The sequence below is a fragment of the Kitasatospora sp. NPDC086801 genome (assembly GCF_044745805.1).
GTDB lineage: Bacteria > Actinomycetota > Actinomycetes > Streptomycetales > Streptomycetaceae > Kitasatospora.
In genome coordinates, this window is the sequence record NZ_JBIVAX010000012.1 from 44772 (window position 1) to 62674 (window position 17903).

Here is a 17903-nt window from a genome sequence, read left to right on the forward strand (position 1 = left end):
CCTGGCCCTGTCAGGACCAGGCACGGCCGGAGCCGGGCACCACCTCGGCCGGACGTCAGCCGGCGACGGCCTGGACGGCGGGGACGAGGCCGCCGTCGATGACGATGTCCTGCGCGGTGATGTAGGAGGAACGGTCGGAGAGCAGGAAGGCGACGGTCTCGGCGACGTCCTCGGCCTGACCGAGGCGGCCGAGCGGGACGAGGCCACGGATCGGCTCGTGCGCGGCCGGGTCGGGGATGACCGCGTGGAACATCTCGGTGGCGATGAACCCGGGGCTGACGGAGTTGACCCGGATGCCGCGCGCGGCGAGGCCGCTGCCGAGGGTGCGGGCGAGGCTGAGCACGGCCGCCTTGGTCGCGGCGTAGACCGGGGCGTCGGGCAGGCCCCGGTGCGGGGTCCAGGAGGCGTTGAGGACGACGGAGCCGCCGCCGGCCGCCTCCAGCAGGGGCAGGGTGTGCTGGACGGTGAAGAACACCCCCTTGAAGTTGACGTCCACGGAGTGGTCGAAGTCGCTCTCGGTGGCGTCGGCGACGGGCTGGAAGACGGCGACGCCCGCGTTGGCGAAGACGCCGTCGAGCTTGCCGTGGCGCTCCCGGACGGTGTCGGCGAGCCGGGCGAGGTCGGCCGGGGCGGCGACGTCGGCGCGGACGGTGAGCAGCCGGTCGCCGCCGTCGAGCCGGTCGGCGGCACGGGCGAGCCGGGCGTCGTCACGGCCGGTGATGACCACCTGGGCGCCGGCGGCGAGGAGGAGGCGGGCGGTGGCGAAGCCCATGCCGCTGGTGCCGCCGGTGATCAGGACGGTGCGGTCGGCGAATTCCCGGGAAATGTCGTTGTCGGTCATGGGCCCCACTCTCCCGACGGTCGCGGAGCCGGTGCCAGGCCCGGTTCGACCCTGGGTCCGGAAGAACCACCCTGCGCCGGGAATCGACGGCGCCACCGGGTGGTTGGGGCAGGACGACAAGGGTGCGACACTCGCGAACAGGGGTCTGAGATGAAGATCGGCATTATCGGCGCGGGCAACATCGGCGGCAACCTGACCCGGCGGCTGACCGCGCTCGGGCACGACGTCTCGGTGGCCAATTCGCGCGGTCCGCAGTCGCTGGCCGCCCTGGTCGAGGAGACGGGCGCGACGGCCGTGCCGGCCGCCGAGGCGGCGCGCGGGGCGCAGGTCGTGGTGGTGACGGTGCCGCTGAAGAGCGTGCCGGACCTGCCGGCCGGGCTGCTGGACGGCGCGGCCGAGGGCGCGGCGGTGATCGACACCGGCAACTACTACCCGCAGCAGCGCGACGGGCGGATCGACGCGATCGAGGACGACGGGCTGACCGAGAGCCGGTGGACGGAGCGACACCTCGGCCACCCGGTGGTGAAGGCGTTCAACGGCACCTACGCGCAGGACCTGCTGGAGCGGCCGCGGCCGGAGGGCGATCCGGAGCGGATCGCCGTGCCCGTGGCGGCGGACGACGAGTCGGCCAAGCGCGTGGTGCGGGCGCTGATCGACGAGTTGGGTTTCGACACGGTGGACGCGGGCGGGATCGACGAGTCCTGGCGGCAGCAGCCGGGCACGCCGGTGTACGGGCTGCGCGCCGGGGTGGAGGCGGTCACCCGGGCGCTCGCGGAGGCGTCTCCGGAGCGCCCGGCGGACCACAAGGCGTGACGACACGGGGTGTCGGCGCCGCGTGACGACACGGGGGATAGCGCCGCGTGACGACACCAGGGGGCGGCGGCGCCCCGCCGGTCAGGCCGTCCGGCGGGCCCCCTCGGCCGGGACGGCGGTGAGGGTGCGCGGGGCGGCGTAGCCGGCCGCGCGGAAGGCGGCGGTGACGGCGGCGGCGACGGTGTCGGCGGCCGGTGCGTCGACGAGGGCGATGACCGAGCCGCCGAAGCCGCCGCCGGTCATCCGCGCGCCGTGGGCGCCGGCGGCGAGGGCGGCCTCGACGGCGAGGTCGGTCTCGGGGCAGGAGACCCGGTAGTCGTCGCGCAGCGAGGCGTGGCCGGCGGTGAGGATCGGGCCGAGCGCGGCGGGGCGGCCGGCGTCCAGGTGGGCGACGGCCGCCGCGACGCGCTCGTTCTCGGTGACCACGTGGCGCACCAACGGCCGTAGTTCCTCGGGAAGTCGGGGCAGAGCGGCCGGCAGGTCGGCGGGCGTCAGTTCGCGCAGTGCGGGCAGTCCGAGCAGCGCGGCGGCCCGTTCGCAGCCGGCCCGCAGGGCGGCGTAGGCACCGTCGCCGAGGTCGTGCTTGACCCGGGTGTCGAGGACCAGCAGGGCGAGGCCGGCGCCGGCCAGGTCCAGCGGCACCTGCCGCATCGTCAGGTCCCGGCTGTCCAGGTGCAGGGCGGCGCCCGGGCGGCAGCACATCGAGGCCATCTGGTCCATGATCCCGCAGGGGACGCCGACGAAGTCGTTCTCGGCCCGCTGTGCGATCAGGGCCAGTTCGGGCGCGGACAGCCCCAGCCCGTACAGGTCGTTGTAGGCGGTCGCGACGGCGCACTCCAGGGCGGCCGAGGAGGACAGCCCGGCGCCGCCGGGTACGTCGCTCTCCAGTCGGAACTCGGCGCCGCCGACGGGGTGCCCGGCCTCGCGCAGCGCCCACACCACGGCGGCCGGGAAGGCCGCCCAGCCGGGCACCGAACCCGGGGCCAGCTCCGCGACGGCCAGCTCGGCGACCACCCCGTCACCCTGGGCGGACCAGAGCCGCAGCCGGCCGTCGTCGCGGCGCCGGGCCTGGGCGCGGACGGCCTGCGGGAGGGCGATCGGCAGCACGAACCCGAGGTTGTAGTCGGTGTGTTCGCCGATCAGGTTCACCCGGCCGGGGGCGGCCCACTCCCCCTCGGGGGCGTGGCCGTGGAGCTCTTCGAAGGTGTTCACGGGGGCGTTCGCGGGGGTGTTCACGCGGGTGTTCACAGAGCTACCTCCCGCAGCCGCCGGGCCGCGTCCTCGGGGGTGATGTCGTTGACGAAGGCGTCCATGCCGGATTCCACCCCGGCCAGGAACTTGAGCTTGTCGGCGGCGCGCCGGATGGTGAACAGCTCCAGGTGGAGGGCGAGTTCGTCCTCCTGACCGGCAGGCGCCTGGTGCCAGGCGGAGATGTACGGGGTGCGGCCGGTGCCGAAGATGCGGTCGAATCGGCGCAGCAACTCCAGGTAGAGGCCGGGGAATTCGGCGCGCTGCGGCTCGTCTAGGCCGGTCAGGTCGGAGACCCGGCGGTGCGGGTAGAGGTGCACCTCGTACGGCCAGCGGGCGGCGAAGGGGACGAAGGCCGTCCAGTGTTCGCCGGCCAGCACCACCCGGGCGCCGTCGGCGCGTTCGGCGGCGAGCAGGTCGTCGAAGAGGCTGCGGCCGGTGGCGGCACGGTGGTCGGCCGCACGCGCGGCCATCCGGGCGGTGCGCGGGGTGGTGAAGGGGAAGGCGTAGATCTGGCCGTGCGGGTGGGCGAGGGTGACGCCGATCTCGGCGCCGCGGTTCTCGAAGCAGTAGACCTGCCGGACGCCGGGGAGGGCGGCGAGTTCGGCGGTGCGGTCGGTCCAGGCGTCGAGGACGAGGCGGGCCCGCCGTTCGTCGAGGTCGGCGAAGGAGGCGTCGTGGTCGGCGGTGAAGCAGACCACCTCGCAGCGCCCGGCGCCGGGGCCGCTGGTCCACAGTCCGCCGGTGCCCTCCAGCGCCGCCGACGGGCCGGCCAGCGAGGGGAAGCGGTTCTCGAAGACGGCGACCTGGTAGTCGTCGGCGGGGATCTCGCTGTGCCGGCCGCCCCGGGAGGGGCACAGCGGGCACTCCTCGGCGGGCGGCTGGTAGGTGCGGGCCTGGCGGTGCGCGGCGACGGTGACCCAGGCTCCGGTGGCCGGGTCGAGCCGGACCTCGGAGCCGTGGGCCGGCGGGTCGAGCGGGCGCCGGTCGACGGCGTCCCGGGGGACGGCCTCGCCGCTGTCGTAGTAGATCAGCTGCCGCCCGTCCGCGAGTGTGGTCACGGTTTTGGCGGTGGGCTGGGTCAGGGTCCCGGCCATGGCCTTCTTCCCTCTATCCGACATGAAACAACAATATCCAACATTATCCATCAGACCTGGCTGTCCGGAAGGGGTCCGCGCCTGCCATGATGGCGGTGACCGTGGTCGCTCGTACGGCCCGCCGGACGGGCGGTCGGACGGGCGGTCGGACCACACCGACCCGAGGAGGCCCCCCGATGGCTGACAGCGCCCAACCGCTCGCCGGACAGCGCCGCGTGCTGATCCTGGAGCAGGTCCGCGCGCGCGGCGGTGTCCGGGTGACCGAGCTGGTCCGGGACCTCGGGGTGTCCGACATGACCATCCGCCGCGACCTGGACGCGCTGGCCCGCCGCGGGCTGGTGCACAAGGTGCACGGCGGGGCGGTGCGGATCGAGGCGGCGGCCAGCGGCGAGCCCGGGTTCGAGACCAAGGCCAACTGGCAGCTGCCCGCCAAGGAGGCCATCGCCCGGGCGGCCGCCGCCCTGGTGCCGCCCGGCTCGGCGGTCGGGCTGGCCGCCGGGACGACCACCTTCGCGGTCGCCCGGCACCTGCGCACCGTCGAGGGCCTCACCGTCGTCACCAACTCGCTGCGGATCGCAGAACTGCTGGAGGAACCCGACGAGGACGGCACCCCCGCCACCGCGACGGTGATCCGCACCGGCGGCGTCCGCACGCCCTCGGACGCGCTGGTCGGGCCGGTGGCCGACCAGGCGATCCGCTCGCTGCACGTCAACGTGCTGGTCATGGGCTGCCACGGCCTCTCGGCCGAGACCGGGCTGACCACCCCGAACCTGGCCGAGGCGGAGACCAACCGGACCTTCCTGCAGTCCGCCCGCCGGGTGGTCGTGGTCGCCGACCACACCAAGTGGAACGCGGTCGGCCTGGCCTCCTTCGCCACGCTGGAGCAGTTGGACGTGCTGGTCACCGACGACGCGCTGGCGGCCGAACACCGGGCGGTGGCCGCCCAGTTGGTGGGCGAGCTGATCGTCGCGCCGACCGGGGAGCCGGAGCGGCGGTAGCCGGCCCCGACGCGGACGACCGGCTCACCCCGAGCTGTCCCGCACCACCAACTCGGCGGCCAGCTCCAGCCCGCTCGCCGGCGGCGCCTCCCCGCGCACCTGGCCGAGCAGCCGCTCCACCAGCGCGGCGGCGATCGCCCGCAGCGGGAGCCGCACCGAGGTCAGCGCCGGGTGCAGGTGGCGGCAGAGCGGCGTGTCGTGGAAGCCGGTGACCGCCACCCCGGCCGGACCGACCGTCCCCGCCGACCCGACCACCCCGGCCGAACCGACCACCCCCGCTGGCCCGACCATCCCCGCCGAACCGACCGTCAGCCCCTCCGCCCGTACCGCCTCGTAGACGTCCAGCGCCAGCAGGTCGCTGCCCGTCGCGAACGCGGTCGGCCGCTCGGGCCCGCGCAGCAGCTCCCGCACGGCCGCGACGTCCGGCCGCGCCGCCGTCACCGCGGACAGGCCCAGCCGGGCCGCCTCGGCGAGGAAGCCCGCCCGCCGGGCGGCCATCCACGGCAGGTCCTCGGCGCGGCCGACGTACCCGATCCGGCGGTGGCCGAGCGCCGCCAGGTGCCGCACCACCACGGCCATCGCCGCGTCGTTGTCGATGTCCACCCAGTGCTGGGGCTGCCCCGGGCCGGTCCGTCCGAAGGTGACGAAGGGGAGGCCGGCCCGGGCGACGTGCCCGATCCGGGGATCGTCGCCCAGCACGTCCGCCAGCACCAGCCCGTCGACCTGACGGGCCGCCACCAGTTCGTCGATGGCCGCCAGCGGATCAGCTGCGCCCTGAGCCCCGCCCCCGACCCCGACCGCACCCTGAGCCCCGCCCTCGGCCCCGCCGTGCCCCGGACGGAACAGCAGCACCCGCTGCCCCTGCGCCCCGGCCGCGTCGACCAGCGCCTCCAGGAAGCCGGACATCAGCGGGTTGGGGTCGAAGGGGTCGTCCACCGGGGCGAGGTAGCCGATGGTGCGCCGGGCGCCGCTGCGCAGCGAGCGCGCCGACTGGTCGGGCTGGTAACCGAGTTCGCGGATCGCCGCGGTGACCCGGGCCAGCGTGTCCGGGCGGACCCGCTGCGGGGCGTTGAGCGCGTTGGAGACGGTCTGCCGGGAGACCCCGGCCGCGCGGGCCACCTCTTCGATGGTGGTGGCGCCGCGGCGCGGTCGGGGTGTTCCCTTGGGCATCGGACGGCTCCAGGACGGTCGCTCGGGTCTGACGGCTACTCGGTTCTACGGACGGCGCAAGGTCAGCAGCCCGCCGCGCGGCACGGGGATGCCGCCCGCCCGGTCGAGCTCGACCTCGCCCTGCCGGACGATACGCCCCCGGGCGTCCTGCACGGTGGCCTCGGCCGTCCCGCCGCCGCCGGTGAGCCGGACGTCCGGGTCGGCGTCGGCGTTGGCGACCAGCAGGGTGCGCCAGTGCTCGCCGGAGACGTCCACCGGCAGCGCGGCGTAGCGGGCCACCGCGACGGTGCCGCCGCCGACGGCGGTGACCATCGGGTAGCCGAGGTCCGGCCGGACCGGGCGCAGCTCGCCGAGTTGCAGGGTGGCGACGTGCTCGCGGAAGACGCCGAGCCAGAAGGCGATCGCCTCGCGCTGGGCGGGGCTCTGCGCGGTGAGGTCGACGGAGACCTGCGGCACCGAGAACAGCACGTTGATCAGGTGGCAGGCGATCTGCTCCGGCGGCTCGGCCGGGTGCCACATCAGCATGTCGGCGTGGACCGGGACGGGCCCGGCGGCGAGCCGGACGTCGATGGTGCGCTGCCGGTTCTCCTGCGGGCTGAGCGGGCAGTCGGTGGCGCGGACCATGGTGACGTACGGCCACAGGCCGGGGCTGACGTACGGCTGGCGGTGCTCGATCATCGCGTCCGGCTTGACCGCGGTGATCCGGCGGCGGATCGCGCCGAGCAGCCGCTCGACGCCCTCGTCCACGGTGGCGCAGTCGGCCTCGGGCCCGGTCTCCGGCGCGTCGGCGCAGGCGAACCAGTCGACGAAGTCGACCTTCAGCCCGTCCATGCCCCACTCCTCGACGGCGCGGGCGAGCCGGCCGGTCAGGAACTCGCGGACCTCGGGGTAGCGCGGGTCGGCGACGACCGCGCCCATGTGGGCGGCGTCGACGAGCGCGTAGCGGCCGATCGCCTCGAAGGCTGCGCTGTCCTTGCCGATGAACGGCAGCGCGTACCAGAGCAGGTACTGCACGCCGAGGTCGTGGACGCGCTGGACGTGGGCGGCGGTGTCCGGCAGCGAGACCGGCTCCCAGTCCCCGCAGTGCGCGTAGCCGCGGGTGCGGTCGGCGGTCATCCAGCCGTCGTCGACGATGATGACGTCCATGCCGAGCTCCTTGCCGAGCGCGGCCTGGGTCTCGACGCCCTTGGGCGTGACGTCCTGGTGCATCGAGTACCAGGTGGAGTACGCGGGGCGGCGCGCGGCCTCGGGGATGTCGGCCTCGCGGTCGGTCCACCACCAGGCGGCGAGGCCGGCCAGGCAGCGGGCGAAGTGCCGGCGGGAGGTGTCGATGCGGACGGTCAGCCGGCCGGCGGCCTGCGCCCAGAACCGGAACTCCCCGGTCTCCTCCAGCACTCCGGCGCCGGCCAGGACGTCGGCGCGCTCGGCCGCGAAGGCGCAGATGGCGATGTCGCCGGTGCCGATCAGGGCGGCGATCGGGGCGCCGTTGGCCAGGCCGGTGCGGCGCGGGGCGCTCCACGCGGCGGGCAGCCAGCCGGTGCCGCGCGGCTCGGGCGTCCAGAACGCGGTGGCGTCCACGCACGGCACCCGCCACTCGATCCGGACGTCGCCCGTCCCTTCGGCGGTCACCTCGACGATCCCCTCGCCCACCCCGCGGGCGCTCGCGTTCCCGCTGACCCGCAGGTCCAGGCCCTCGGCGTAGAGCGAACGCAGGCCGCCGGCGACGGCGGGGGCGTGCGGTTCCCAGATCTCGGTCATGTTCAGCCCTTCGTGGCGCCGGCCAGCAGGCCGGAGATGAACTGCCGCTGGAGGACCAGGAAGAGGACCATCATCGGCAGGGTGGACAGCGCGGTGCCGGAGAGGATCGCGCCGTAGTCGGTGTTGCTCTTGTTGCCGTGCAGGGTCGCCAGGGCGACCGGCAGGGTGTGCATCCCGGGGCTGCGCAGAGCGATCAGCGGCCAGACGAACTGGTTCCAGGAGCCGAGGAAGAGGAAGATCGAGAGGGCTGCCAGCACCGGCCGCATGACCGGCACCACCACGCTGAACAGCACCCGGAACTCGCCGGCGCCGTCGACCCGGGCGGCGTCCAGGAGTTCGTCCGGCAGGCTGCTCAGTGACTGCCGCATCAGGAAGATGGCGAAGGGCACACACAGGCCGGGCAGGATCAACGCCTGGTAGGTGTCCAGCAGGCCGAAGTTCGTCATCATCTTGAACAGCGGTACCAGCATGACCTGTTCGGGCACCACGAGGGTGGAGAACAGCAGGGCGAACAGCAGGGTCCGGCCGCGGAAGCGGAACTTGGCGAAGGCGTAGCCCGCGAGCAGCGCCACGACGAGGGCGCCCAGCGTCTGGACCCCCGCCACCAGCAGGGAGTTTCCGACCACCCTGAGCAGGCCGATCTTCTGCTCCAGGTGGCTCAGGTTCTCACCGAGGCTCCCGCCGGGCAGCAGCTTGGGCGGCCAGTCGAAGACCTCGGTGTCCTTGCGGGTGGAGGAGACCACCAACCAGTAGAAGGGGGCGATCGACAGCCCGGTGATGCCGGCGAGGAAGAAGGTCAGCGGCCAGCCGCGCAGCTTCTTGAGGGGGTTCACGCGCGTGGAGGTCGCGCGCTTGGAGCTCTCGCTCTTGGAGGTCTCGCTCCTGGAGGTCTCGCTCTTGGAAGTCACTTGTCGCGCTCTCCCATCAGGCGCATCTGGACGGCGCCGAGCACCGTCACGAGCAGGGTGAGCGCGTAGGCGATGGCGGAGGCGTAGCCGAAGTCGAAGTACCGGAAGCCGTTCTGGTACAGGTACATGGAGACGGTCAGGGTGGCGTTGTCCGGCCCGCCGCCGGTCAGCACGTACGGCTCGTCGAAGAGCTGGAGCGTGCCGATGGTCGAGAGCACGACCGTGAACAGCAGCACCGGGCGCAGCGCGGGGACGGTGATGGAGGTGAAGCGGCGGATCGGTCCGGCGCCGTCGACCATCGCGGCCTCGTACAACTCCCGTGGAATGGACTGGAGTCCGGCGAGGTAGATGACGGCGTTGTATCCGGTGTAGTGCCAGGTGAGCACCACGACGACGGCGATCCGGGCCCAGACCGGCTGGCCCAGCCAGTCGACGGAGGGCAGACCGACGGCGTTCAGCACCCAGTTGACCGCGCCGTCGTCGGCCTTGAGCAGGTAGGCGAAGATCACGCCGGTGGCGACCAGGCCGGTGACCGAGGGCATGAAGACACCGAGCCGCCACACCGTGCGCCAGCGCACCAGCGCGGAGTTGATGCCGACGGCCATCAGCAGGGCCAGCCCGAGCATCAGCGGGACCTGCATGACGAGGATCTCGCCGGTGTTGCGCAGGGCCGTCCAGAACAGCGGGTCGTCCAGCAGGCGCCGGTAGTTGGCGAGGCCAGCGTTGCGGGTGGCGGCGCCGGAGCCGGTGGTGAAGGACAGCAGCAGCGATTCGACGACCGGGTAGGCCTTGAACACGCCGAAGGTCAGCAGGGCGGGGGCGAGCAGCAGGTACGGTACGGCGGTGCGCCGCCAGCGGGCGCGGCGCGGCACTGCGGATCTCTTGGCGAGGGCGGCGGGCGGGCTGGCGGCACTCATGCGATACCGCGCCCGGTCTGCTGGGCGAGCTGCTTGGCGGCGTCCTGGAGGACGGCGGCCGGGTCGGCGCCCTTGAGGAGGACCTTGACCTGGGCGTCGCTGACGAGCTTGAGGGCGCGGGCGTAGTCGCCGGAGTAGTTGGTGGGGTCGCCGCCCTCGACGGCGAGGTCGGCGAAGGTCTTGAGCACCGGCTGGCCGCCGTAGTAGGCGCTCGGCGCGGCGTACAGCGGGTCGGTGTAGGCCTCGGTGAGGGCAGGGAAGACGCCGCCCGCGTTGAACATGGCGTTCACCGAGGCCGGGCGGGTGACCGCGTACTCGACGAACTTCCAGGCGGCGCGGCGGCGCGGGCTGGAGGCGGCGACGGCCAGGTGGGTGGAGTTGACCAGGGCGGTGCGCTTGCCGCCGGGGGTGACCGCCGGGGGCTTGGTGAGACGCCAGTTGCCGCTCTGGTCGGGGAACTTCTTCTCCAGGTAGTGCGCGACCCAGGCGGGCATCGCGGCCGCCCCGAGCTTGCCGGCCTTCATCACGGGCGGCCAGCTCTGGACGCCGGGGGTGTCGCCTATCAGCCCGGCCTCGTCCAGCCGCTTGACGATGGTCAGGGCGCGCACGGCCGGCTCCGAGCCGACGGTGATCTTGCCCTGGAGGTCGAAGTAGAAGGCGCCCTGGAGCTGCATCAGGCCCTGAACGAAGTCCAGGTCGGGGGTGGGGTTGGCGGCCCTGTTGATGCCGATCAGGGCGACGCCGGGGTTGGCGGCCTTGAAGCGGTCGGCCACGGCGAGCAGGTCGTCCCAGGTGGCGAAGGACTCGGGGTCGATGCCGGCCTTGTCGAAGTAGTCCTTGCGGTAGAAGAAGCCGAGCGGGTTGACCTCCCAGGGCAGCGCGTAGGCGTGGCCGTCCTTGCCGCTGACGACGGGCCACAGGCCCTTGACGAACGTGTCCTTGTGCGCGTCGGCGCCGAGCGCGGAGAGGTCGGCCAGGCCGCCGGGGAACTTCTCCATGTAGCCGGGCAGGTAGTCGCAGCCGATGTGCAGCACGTCGCCGAGGCCCTGGCCGCCGGCCGCCAGGCCGACGGTGATCTTGTCCCAGATGGCCGGTTCGCCGATGTCCTGGACGTCGACCTTGATCCCCGGGTTGTCCTTCTCGAAGGCCGGGACGATCCCGCGCAGGGCGTCGGCGGCCGTGGCCCAGGACCAGACGGTGATGTTGCCGGTGTCGGCGTCCCCGCCCGAGGCGCTCCCCGAACCGGAGTCGCCGCAGGCCGCGAGCGTGCCGCCGGCGGTCAGGGCCAGCAGGCCCGCTCCTGAGGCTCGAAGCAGATCACGACGGGAAAGGTGTGACATTGCATTCCTCTCTGAGGGGGTGGCGAGGAAGGGGTAAGACAGGGAAGGGGGGTTTTGAACGTTCAAATACACAAAACAGACCAGAACCAAACAGGTTCGAACGGGCGGGTCACAGCAAACGCCCACCCTCCCCGCGCCGTCAAGCCCTGGGCGCACGGAGGGTGGGCTCCGCAACCGTTCTGTTATCAGCCGCGAGTGTCAGCCCCGGGTTCAGCCCGGCACGGCGTCCGAAGCGCCGAACACGGTTCCCGGGGTGACCGGGATCCCCCGGGCCATGGCTTCGAAGTCGAGGATCGGATGGGTCAGGATCTCCTCGACCTCGTCGGTCAGCAGGTTGCCCAGGATGAACTCCTCCTCCGCGCCCGACCCGAAGGTGACCACCTGCCCGCTCGACTGGATCATCCAGTTCAGCAGCTCCCGCTCGCTGCTCTCCGCGAGGTGGATCTCCCGGCCGGGGTGGTCGCGCCGGATCCCGTCGACGACCGCGCGGACCTCCTCCACCGCCACGCCGAGCCTGCGCACCGTGGCCGGTGCGGCCCGCCGGCCCCACCACTGGAAGATCACCCACTGGGCGACCGACGGGTGGGACAGCACCTCCGCAGCGAGCTCGGGCAGTTGGTGGAGGTTCTCGGCGCTCGCCACGGTGTGCACCCGCACCCGGTCGAAGCCCTCGGCGTCGCACAGGGCGAGGGACTCCAGCAGCGCGTCGAGGAGCTTGTCGTCCGGGCTCCGGCGGAAGGCGCGTTGCACGTCCGGCGTGACGGCGTCCAGCGGCAGCCGCAGCGAGGACAGGCCCCGGAGCCGGGAGAGCTTCTCGGCGGTGAGCGTGTAGCCGGTGGTGTCGAGGCCGACCTTCAGCCCACTGGCGACGGCGTGGTCGACCACGTCGAAGACCGGCGGCCACAGCAGCGGGTCACCTCCGGCCAGGACGAGGTCGGTGGTCCCGTGCGCGGCCAGCTTCCCGACGATCCGCCGGGCCTGGTCGAGGTCGATCTGCTCCGCCGCGAACGGGTTGTAGCAGCCCTGGCAGGACATCGGACAGCGGTTGTTGATCGACCAGTTGACCCGCCGGACGCGGCGGCCGGTGCGTGGCCGGTCCGCCCGGTCGCGGATCCCGGCCACGAGCCCGGCCAGGCGGGTGGCCTGCGGGAGGGTGGCGCCGGCGAGCAGTTCCCCGGCCCGTTCGACGGCGGCGGCGGTGGCGTTGTTCTGGAGCAGGAGGAAGGCCAGGCGCCACCGCATGGCCTCGTCCCCCGGGTCCCGGCCCAGGGCCCGTTCGACCCGCTCGGTCAGGGCGCCGAGGTAGCCGGGGGTGAAGTTGGCGGGTTCCAGGCGCCGTTGGAACGCGTCGGCTATCGACCCTCGTTCCAGGGCCCGGTCGTAGCCGGCCCGCAACGGGTGCGGGGGCAGGATCTCCACGTGCTGCCGGGTGGACATGCGGCGCTCTCCGGTAGGGGTCAGCTCGGGACGGACGGCCGCAGAACGACCATCGAGTCGGCGGACGGCAGGCCCATGCCCTCGACGAAGACCGCGTCGCGGACGAGCTGCGCGATGGCGGGGTGGGTGGGGGCGGCGAGGAAGCGGGCGGTGGATTCGAGCGGGGTGATGTCGTGCTTGGCGATCAAGGTGCGCAGCGAACCCGGCAGATCGTCGAGGCCCTCGCGCATGTCCTCCAGGTCGAACCGGTCGGCCAGCCGCATCGCGGCCCTGCGGGCCTTGGCGAGGTTGGTCGTCGGCTCCAGGACGGTCGCCTTCGCCAGGTAGTAGGGGACGGGCTGCATCATCCAGGCCAGCGCCGCGCGCGGGTCGTCCTCGTCGTGGCTGGGATGGTCGAAGGCCTCCGGTCCGAGCCCGAGGCCGTCGCAGAACCACTCGGGCCGCATGCTGATCCGGTAGTGGGCGTGGCCGGCCAGCCGAAACGCCGGGAGCATGGCTATGACGGACGTCGTCTCGATCCGGAAGGCGTCGGAGATCCGCCGCATCTTCCGCCCCAGCACCGCCCGGACCTCCGGCACGTCGGCCCCGCCGGGCCCGTCGGCCACGACGTGGATCAGGTCGAGGTTGGAGACGATGTCGCCGGTGGGCCCGGTGCGGTGCTCGCCACGGGCCAACGATCCGGTCGCCGCCACCGACATGTCGGTCACGTCCGCGAACTCGCGGGCCAACTCCTGGAACAGCAGGGGGACGTCTTCGGGTCTCACGCGCTTCCTCGGGTGTCGGCTACGGAGGTGGAGTCGACGCCCTCTCTTCCAATGCTGCTCACATCATGGAGAGTTGGCGTTCAGATGGGCACCCTAACAGCGACCCGCCACAAATGGTCGTGTTTGCACCACATATCTCACACATCACAGCCGACGGACCGACACAAGCGGTCTCAACCAGTCACTCAAGTGCCGCCCGCCGCAGGTAGATCGGATGGGCATCGAGCCCGACGAACGCCACCGCCCCCACCGCGCCGAAGTAGTACAGCCGGTGAGCGATCTCCCCGGCGGCCCAGGGCCCGAACTGGCCGGCCAGGCAAGCAGCCTGGTCGGCGTCCAGCGGGAGCACGGCGAGGCCGACCCGGAGGACGTCGAGGGCATCGAAGAGGCTCGCGAAGGTGGCGGGCTCGGTGAAGCCCACGATCTCGACAGTCACGGAGAAGGGAAGACCGTCGCTCACCGCACGCCCCCGATCTGCGCCCGGACGGCCTTGCCGATGCCAGTCGGCCGGTCGGCGAGGCAGTCGCGGGCCAGCCGCCGGGCGGCGGGGACGAATTTGCGGTGCCGGGGCAGCCGGCACGAGCACTTCTCCAACGTTCCGGGCATGGCAGAACCTCCTCCGGGTGTGGCTCGCAGTAGGCGGCGTCGGCCAGGGAGGGGCATGGAAATGCCCGGGTGGCCACCCGTCAGATCGCCGTGAGCGAGCAGTCGGACTACTGCCCGTAGTCTGCCCAAGACGCTCCGCAATCTGCAAGACTTCATTTTGGGGCATTCGAATGGCGTAACTCGTTCGGTTGACTTTCATTGCGAAGCGGGCGCACGGGTGCTTTCATTTCGAGCGCTGACGGTGCTTCATACTGGAAGCCAGGAAGGGGAAGGCCATGCCGGAAGGGCCCACTGGATCAACGGTGCCGCGCAGGCAACTCGGGCGGTACCTGCGCGATCTGCGCAACCGATCGCGACTCACGGTGCGGGCAGCGGCCCGCAGCCTGGAGTGGTCGGAAGCGAAGATGTGGCGCATCGAGAGCGGTCACACGTCCTTGCGAAGCCTCGATGTCGAGGCCATGTGCAAGGTCTACGGCGCACCGGCCGAACTGACCGAAGCCCTGATGGGACTGGCGAAGGAGACCAAAGCCCGGGGTTGGTGGCACGCCTACGGGGATGTGATCCCGGAGGGGTTCGACCTCTTCATCGGGCTGGAGGAAGCGGCTTCGAAGATCGCTTGGTATGAGAGCGAGTTGGTCCCCGGCCTGCTGCAGACCGAGGACTACTCACGCGTGATCATGCGAGCGCACAACCCTCACGAAGTCGACGACGAGATCGAGCGACGAGTCCATCTCCGTTCGGCTCGCCAAGTGCTTCTCACCAGGGTCACCGATCCGCCGGTCTTCGACGTCGCGCTCAACGAGGCGGTACTGCGACGTCCCATCGGGGGCGGCAAAGTCATGGCTGGACAGCTCGCCCACCTGCTGGAGGTGAGCGAGCTGTCCAACGTCACCATCAAGGTGGTCCCGTTCGATGCAGGTCTGCACCTGGGCGTCCTGACCGGCCCGTTCGGGATTCTGCGCTTCCCGCTCAACGGCGACGGTTCCGAGACGGAACCGCCGACCGTCTATGCGGACGGATTCACCGGCGACCTGTATCTGGACAAGCCCAACGAAGTGGAACGCTACGACGCCGCGTTCACGAACATCCAGGAGACAGCGCTCAGTGAGCAGGCGTCGAAGCAGCTGATCTCCGAAGCGGCAGGAAGTTATGGACACGACTGATCTGACAGGAGCGGTGTGGTTCAAGTCCACCCGCAGCAACGGACAATCCGCTTGCGTTGAGGTCGCGATCCTCAACCACGGCATCGTCCCCGTTCGAGACTCCAAAGACCCCAACGGGCCGGCACTCGTCTTCCCGGCCGACACCTGGACGGCGTTCGTCACCGCCATCAAGGGCGGCGAACTCCCCAACACCTGAACACACCTGCGCGAGAAGTCGGCTGTGCCGACTTCTCGCGCAAACCTCATCCGGCCAGCACGACCGGCGTGCCCGTCAGGTCCACGCCCGCCTGACGGAGTTCGCCGAGGGCGGTGACCGTGGTGTCGGTGGCCACGCCCGCCGTGTAGTCCAGCAGCACCCTGGTCGCGAACCCGGCCTTCACGGCGTCCAGCGCCGTCGCCTTCACGCAGTGGTCGGTGGCGATCCCGACCACGTCCACAGCGTCCACGCCTTGGCCGCGCAGCCAGTCGGCGAGCCGGGTGCCGTCCGCCGCGAAGCCCTCGAACCCGCTCTTGGACGCCGAGTGGGCGCCCTTGAAGAACACCTCGTCCACCGCGCCGGCGTCGACGGCGGGCGCGAACAGCGGGTGGAACTCGCCGCCCTCCTCCCCCACCACGCAGTGCACCGGGAAGGACTCCCGGAAGTCGGGGTGCTCGGAGAAGTGCGGGCCCGGGTCGATGTGGTGGTCCCGGGTGGCCACCACCCGCGCCCAGCCGTCCCGGTCCGGGCCCTGGACCAGCTCGGCGATCGCCCGGGCCCGGTCGGCGCCCCCGCCGACCGGGACGCTCCCTCCCTCGCAGAAGTCCTTCTGCACATCCACCACGATCAGCGCGCGAGCCATCGACCGGCCTTTCCTCGGGGTACGGATTTCGCGGCCAGCTTGACGCCTTCGAAGTGCGCGGACGAAGCAACCCGGGCTGCCGTTCACCCGGACGGGCCTGGCGCGGCGATCAGCACGCCCCGGCAACGCCGCCATGGCCCGCAGCGGAGCGTTCGAGGGAGTCGGTCAGCCACAGGTAGGACAGGCCGACCGTGGCCGAATCCCCACTCGCCTCGGCCACGAGCCGCCAGTAGCGGCGCATCCGCGGGTCCCGGTCGACGGCCACGTAAGCCAGCAGGCGGCCCCTGAACTTCAGGGTGTCGCGGTCGCCGCGGACGGCGGCGTGGGCCGCGACGAACCGGTCGAGCGCGGGGCCCGCCCGGGGCTGCTCACCCGCCCGCACCAGGGGCTGGGCCAGCGCGCACGCCTCGCCGATCCCGCTCACCAGCTCGTCCTCGTCGGCGATCAGCGCGGCGCCGGCCCGCGCCCTGGCCAGCAGGCCGCGGCCCAGTTCCCGGTCACCGGCCAGGGCGAACAGCTCGGCGAACGCGACCACCTGCGGCGGGGTCGGGTCGGCGGGCGGCTCGGGTACGGCGATCGCCACGAACGCGGTGAGCATCGCCTCCGACACCGGGGCGGCCATCGCGCGCCTCCAGAAGCCGATCAGCGCGTCACGGGCGGCTCCCCCACCCTCCATCGCGGCCAGCAGCTCCAGCCTGGCGGCCCGGTCGGCCGGTCCGGCCTCCTCGACCGCGCGCAGCGAGGCCCGCCGCCAGGCCAGGTCCGCGAGCCGCACGTCGAGCGCGGCCCGCTCGGCCGCGACGACCTCGGCCACGGAACGTTCGCCGGCGAGCACCTGCCTGACCGAGGGCAGCCCGAGCCCGAGCCTGCGCAGCCGTCTGACCAGGCCCAGCCGCTCCACGGCCGCCTGCTCGAACCTGCGGTGCCCACCCGTGCTGCGCACCGAGTCGACGATGCCCTCGTCGCAGTAGAAGCGGATGGTCCGCACCGGCACGCCCGTCAGCCGGGCCAGCTCGCCGATCCCCAACATTTCATTGAGCAAAGGCACTTGAACCTCCACTGGACTGGAGTTCCTACCGTACCGAGGTAACCCCGAGGGAGGAGCGCCGTCATGACATCAACGCTGGACACCGCACGGCTCGTGGAGGGACTGCGGGAGCAGAGCGCGAGGACGGGCCGCGCGGTCGCCGGAAGGGACCCGGACACCCCGGTGCCCACCTGCCCGCAGTGGCCGCTGCGCACCCTCGTCGGGCATCTCGGCCAGGAGCACCGGTGGGCGGCCGAACTCGTCCGCACGCGCGAGCAGTTGCCCGCCCCCGACCCGTGGCAGGCCGATCCCGGCGCCCCGGACGGGTGGGCCCGGTGGCTGCGCGAGGGCGCGGAGGACCTGGTCCGCGCGATCCAGGAGACCGGTGCGGACACCGAGTTGCCCACGTTCTTCGGGCCACGGCCGGCGGCGTTCTGGCTCCGCAGGCAGCTGAGCGACACCTGTGTCCATCACTACGACGCGGCGTCGGCGACGGGCACCGCGTTCGAGATCGCCGACGACCTCGCGGCCGACGTGATCAGCGAGAACCTCGACCTGCTGTGCACGCCGGCCTTCGAGTCGGCCAGGCCTGCGGTCGCCGAGCTGCGCGGCCGGGGCGAGCGGGTCGGGTTCCGGCCGAGGGCCATGGAGGGCTGGGTGGTCACCAGGGCGCCCGAGGCGCTGCGGTGGGAGCGCGGGCCGGTCGAGGCCGACGTGGTGGTGTCGGGCGCGGTGGCGGACCTCATGCTGGTGCTCTCCCGCCGCCTCCCGCCGCAGGACGGCCGGGTGACGGTGACGGGCGACCGCGCTTTGCTGGACCACTGGCTGACCCACACGGCCTTCTAGCTACCAGAGCTGCGGGGGGGGGGGGGGGGGGGGCCGGCCCCCCCCCGCCGCGGGGGGGGGGCCGGCGCCCCCCCCGCGGGGGGAGGCCCCGACCCACACCCCGCGGGGACGCACGGCGGGCCCGGCGCGCG

The 17903-nt window shown here is 72.7% G+C and carries 19 protein-coding genes; 5 read left to right on the plus strand and 14 right to left on the minus strand.

Annotated features, from left to right (window positions below; all coding sequences use genetic code 11):
• Positions 1-55: 55 nt before the first annotated feature.
• The gene (locus tag ACIPLC_RS16175) at positions 56-841 is read right to left on the minus strand and encodes an SDR family NAD(P)-dependent oxidoreductase (RefSeq protein WP_400473608.1); all 786 of its coding nucleotides are present in this window, start codon (positions 839-841) and stop codon (positions 56-58) included.
• 150 nt (positions 842-991) lie between these two features.
• Between ACIPLC_RS16175 and ACIPLC_RS16180 the strand changes: the two genes are divergently transcribed.
• Positions 992-1654 (plus strand): NADPH-dependent F420 reductase, encoded by a 663-nt coding sequence (locus ACIPLC_RS16180; protein WP_400473609.1) that lies wholly within the window; start codon positions 992-994, stop codon positions 1652-1654.
• Positions 1655-1735: 81 nt separating this feature from the next.
• On the opposite strand, the gene galK is transcribed toward ACIPLC_RS16180, so the two are convergent.
• Entirely contained in the window at positions 1736-2902 is a 1167-nt protein-coding gene (galK, locus tag ACIPLC_RS16185) for a galactokinase (protein ID WP_400473610.1), read from the minus strand.
• The gene (gene galT / locus ACIPLC_RS16190) at positions 2899-3999 is read right to left on the minus strand and encodes a galactose-1-phosphate uridylyltransferase (protein WP_400473611.1); all 1101 of its coding nucleotides are present in this window, start codon (positions 3997-3999) and stop codon (positions 2899-2901) included. Before galT ends, galK begins: the two co-directional genes overlap by 4 nt.
• Before the next feature lie 176 nt (positions 4000-4175).
• Between galT and ACIPLC_RS16195 the strand changes: the two genes are divergently transcribed.
• Positions 4176-4997 (plus strand): DeoR/GlpR family DNA-binding transcription regulator, encoded by an 822-nt coding sequence (locus ACIPLC_RS16195; RefSeq protein ID WP_400473612.1) that lies wholly within the window; start codon positions 4176-4178, stop codon positions 4995-4997.
• Positions 4998-5021: 24 nt separating this feature from the next.
• Here the strand turns inward: ACIPLC_RS16195 and ACIPLC_RS16200 are convergent, their stop codons facing one another.
• From ACIPLC_RS16200 to ACIPLC_RS16240, 9 genes are all read right to left on the minus strand, one after another.
• A complete protein-coding gene (locus ACIPLC_RS16200; protein ID WP_400473613.1) occupies positions 5022-6167 on the minus strand; it encodes a LacI family DNA-binding transcriptional regulator in 1146 nt (381 codons plus the stop codon).
• A gap of 45 nt (positions 6168-6212) precedes the next feature.
• Positions 6213-7925 carry a glycoside hydrolase family 36 protein gene (locus ACIPLC_RS16205; RefSeq protein ID WP_400473614.1) on the minus strand — a complete coding sequence of 571 codons (1713 nt, stop codon included), beginning with the start codon at positions 7923-7925 and terminating at the stop codon, positions 6213-6215.
• Between the two features lie 2 nt (positions 7926-7927).
• On the minus strand, positions 7928-8833 hold the full coding sequence (locus ACIPLC_RS16210) for a carbohydrate ABC transporter permease (RefSeq protein WP_400473615.1): 906 nt from the start codon (positions 8831-8833) through the stop codon (positions 7928-7930).
• A complete protein-coding gene (locus ACIPLC_RS16215) occupies positions 8830-9750 on the minus strand; it encodes a carbohydrate ABC transporter permease (RefSeq protein WP_400473616.1) in 921 nt (306 codons plus the stop codon). Before ACIPLC_RS16215 ends, ACIPLC_RS16210 begins: the two co-directional genes overlap by 4 nt.
• Positions 9747-11090, minus strand: a complete 1344-nt coding sequence (locus ACIPLC_RS16220; RefSeq protein WP_400473617.1) for an ABC transporter substrate-binding protein — start codon at positions 11088-11090, stop codon at positions 9747-9749. Before ACIPLC_RS16220 ends, ACIPLC_RS16215 begins: the two co-directional genes overlap by 4 nt.
• A gap of 210 nt (positions 11091-11300) precedes the next feature.
• Complete coding sequence (locus ACIPLC_RS16225) at positions 11301-12527, minus strand: radical SAM protein (protein WP_400473618.1); 1227 nt, start codon at positions 12525-12527, stop codon at positions 11301-11303.
• 20 nt (positions 12528-12547) lie between these two features.
• Complete coding sequence (locus ACIPLC_RS16230; RefSeq protein ID WP_400473619.1) at positions 12548-13291, minus strand: hypothetical protein; 744 nt, start codon at positions 13289-13291, stop codon at positions 12548-12550.
• A 181-nt stretch (positions 13292-13472) separates the two neighbouring features.
• Entirely contained in the window at positions 13473-13727 is a 255-nt protein-coding gene (locus ACIPLC_RS16235; RefSeq protein ID WP_400473620.1) for a hypothetical protein, read from the minus strand.
• Between the two features lie 20 nt (positions 13728-13747).
• A complete protein-coding gene (locus ACIPLC_RS16240) occupies positions 13748-13897 on the minus strand; it encodes a hypothetical protein (protein ID WP_400473621.1) in 150 nt (49 codons plus the stop codon).
• Positions 13898-14172: 275 nt separating this feature from the next.
• Between ACIPLC_RS16240 and ACIPLC_RS16245 the strand changes: the two genes are divergently transcribed.
• Together ACIPLC_RS16245 and ACIPLC_RS16250 are read left to right on the plus strand one after the other, a co-directional pair.
• Complete coding sequence (locus tag ACIPLC_RS16245) at positions 14173-15060, plus strand: helix-turn-helix domain-containing protein (RefSeq protein ID WP_400473622.1); 888 nt, start codon at positions 14173-14175, stop codon at positions 15058-15060.
• A complete protein-coding gene (locus ACIPLC_RS16250; RefSeq protein ID WP_400473623.1) occupies positions 15047-15256 on the plus strand; it encodes a DUF397 domain-containing protein in 210 nt (69 codons plus the stop codon). The genes ACIPLC_RS16245 and ACIPLC_RS16250 overlap by 14 nt, the downstream gene beginning before the upstream one ends.
• Positions 15257-15302: 46 nt before the next feature.
• Here ACIPLC_RS16250 and ACIPLC_RS16255 read toward each other — a convergent pair whose 3' ends face one another.
• Together ACIPLC_RS16255 and ACIPLC_RS16260 are read right to left on the minus strand one after the other, a co-directional pair.
• A complete protein-coding gene (locus ACIPLC_RS16255; protein WP_400473624.1) occupies positions 15303-15899 on the minus strand; it encodes an isochorismatase family protein in 597 nt (198 codons plus the stop codon).
• Between the two features lie 109 nt (positions 15900-16008).
• Positions 16009-16929: a MerR family transcriptional regulator gene (locus ACIPLC_RS16260; protein ID WP_400473625.1), complete on the minus strand. Its 921-nt coding sequence runs from the start codon at positions 16927-16929 to the stop codon at positions 16009-16011.
• Positions 16930-17010: 81 nt separating this feature from the next.
• On the opposite strand from ACIPLC_RS16260, the gene ACIPLC_RS16265 reads away from it, so the two are divergent.
• Positions 17011-17772, plus strand: coding sequence for a maleylpyruvate isomerase family mycothiol-dependent enzyme (locus ACIPLC_RS16265; protein ID WP_400473626.1), 762 nt, complete (start codon positions 17011-17013; stop codon positions 17770-17772).
• The last annotated feature ends 131 nt before the right edge of the window (positions 17773-17903 follow it).

What these genes read in the sequence shown, in the direction of transcription:
- ACIPLC_RS16240 (WP_400473621.1), bottom strand. Translation starts at nt 13,897, where the DNA reads ATGCCCGGAACGTTGGAGAAGTGCTCGTGCCGGCTGCCCCGGCACCGC.
- ACIPLC_RS16255 (WP_400473624.1), bottom strand. Translation starts at nt 15,899, where the DNA reads ATGGCTCGCGCGCTGATCGTGGTGGATGTGCAGAAGGACTTCTGCGAG.
- galT (WP_400473611.1), bottom strand. Translation starts at nt 3,999, where the DNA reads ATGGCCGGGACCCTGACCCAGCCCACCGCCAAAACCGTGACCACACTC.
- ACIPLC_RS16175 (WP_400473608.1), bottom strand. Translation starts at nt 841, where the DNA reads ATGACCGACAACGACATTTCCCGGGAATTCGCCGACCGCACCGTCCTG.
- ACIPLC_RS16260 (WP_400473625.1), bottom strand. Translation starts at nt 16,929, where the DNA reads ATGTTGGGGATCGGCGAGCTGGCCCGGCTGACGGGCGTGCCGGTGCGG.
- ACIPLC_RS16225 (WP_400473618.1), bottom strand. Translation starts at nt 12,527, where the DNA reads ATGTCCACCCGGCAGCACGTGGAGATCCTGCCCCCGCACCCGTTGCGG.
- ACIPLC_RS16205 (WP_400473614.1), bottom strand. Translation starts at nt 7,925, where the DNA reads ATGACCGAGATCTGGGAACCGCACGCCCCCGCCGTCGCCGGCGGCCTG.
- ACIPLC_RS16220 (WP_400473617.1), bottom strand. Translation starts at nt 11,090, where the DNA reads ATGTCACACCTTTCCCGTCGTGATCTGCTTCGAGCCTCAGGAGCGGGC.
- ACIPLC_RS16245 (WP_400473622.1), top strand. Translation starts at nt 14,173, where the DNA reads ATGCCGGAAGGGCCCACTGGATCAACGGTGCCGCGCAGGCAACTCGGG.
- ACIPLC_RS16200 (WP_400473613.1), bottom strand. Translation starts at nt 6,167, where the DNA reads ATGCCCAAGGGAACACCCCGACCGCGCCGCGGCGCCACCACCATCGAA.
- ACIPLC_RS16215 (WP_400473616.1), bottom strand. Translation starts at nt 9,750, where the DNA reads ATGAGTGCCGCCAGCCCGCCCGCCGCCCTCGCCAAGAGATCCGCAGTG.
- ACIPLC_RS16265 (WP_400473626.1), top strand. Translation starts at nt 17,011, where the DNA reads ATGACATCAACGCTGGACACCGCACGGCTCGTGGAGGGACTGCGGGAG.
- ACIPLC_RS16195 (WP_400473612.1), top strand. Translation starts at nt 4,176, where the DNA reads ATGGCTGACAGCGCCCAACCGCTCGCCGGACAGCGCCGCGTGCTGATC.
- ACIPLC_RS16250 (WP_400473623.1), top strand. Translation starts at nt 15,047, where the DNA reads ATGGACACGACTGATCTGACAGGAGCGGTGTGGTTCAAGTCCACCCGC.
- ACIPLC_RS16180 (WP_400473609.1), top strand. Translation starts at nt 992, where the DNA reads ATGAAGATCGGCATTATCGGCGCGGGCAACATCGGCGGCAACCTGACC.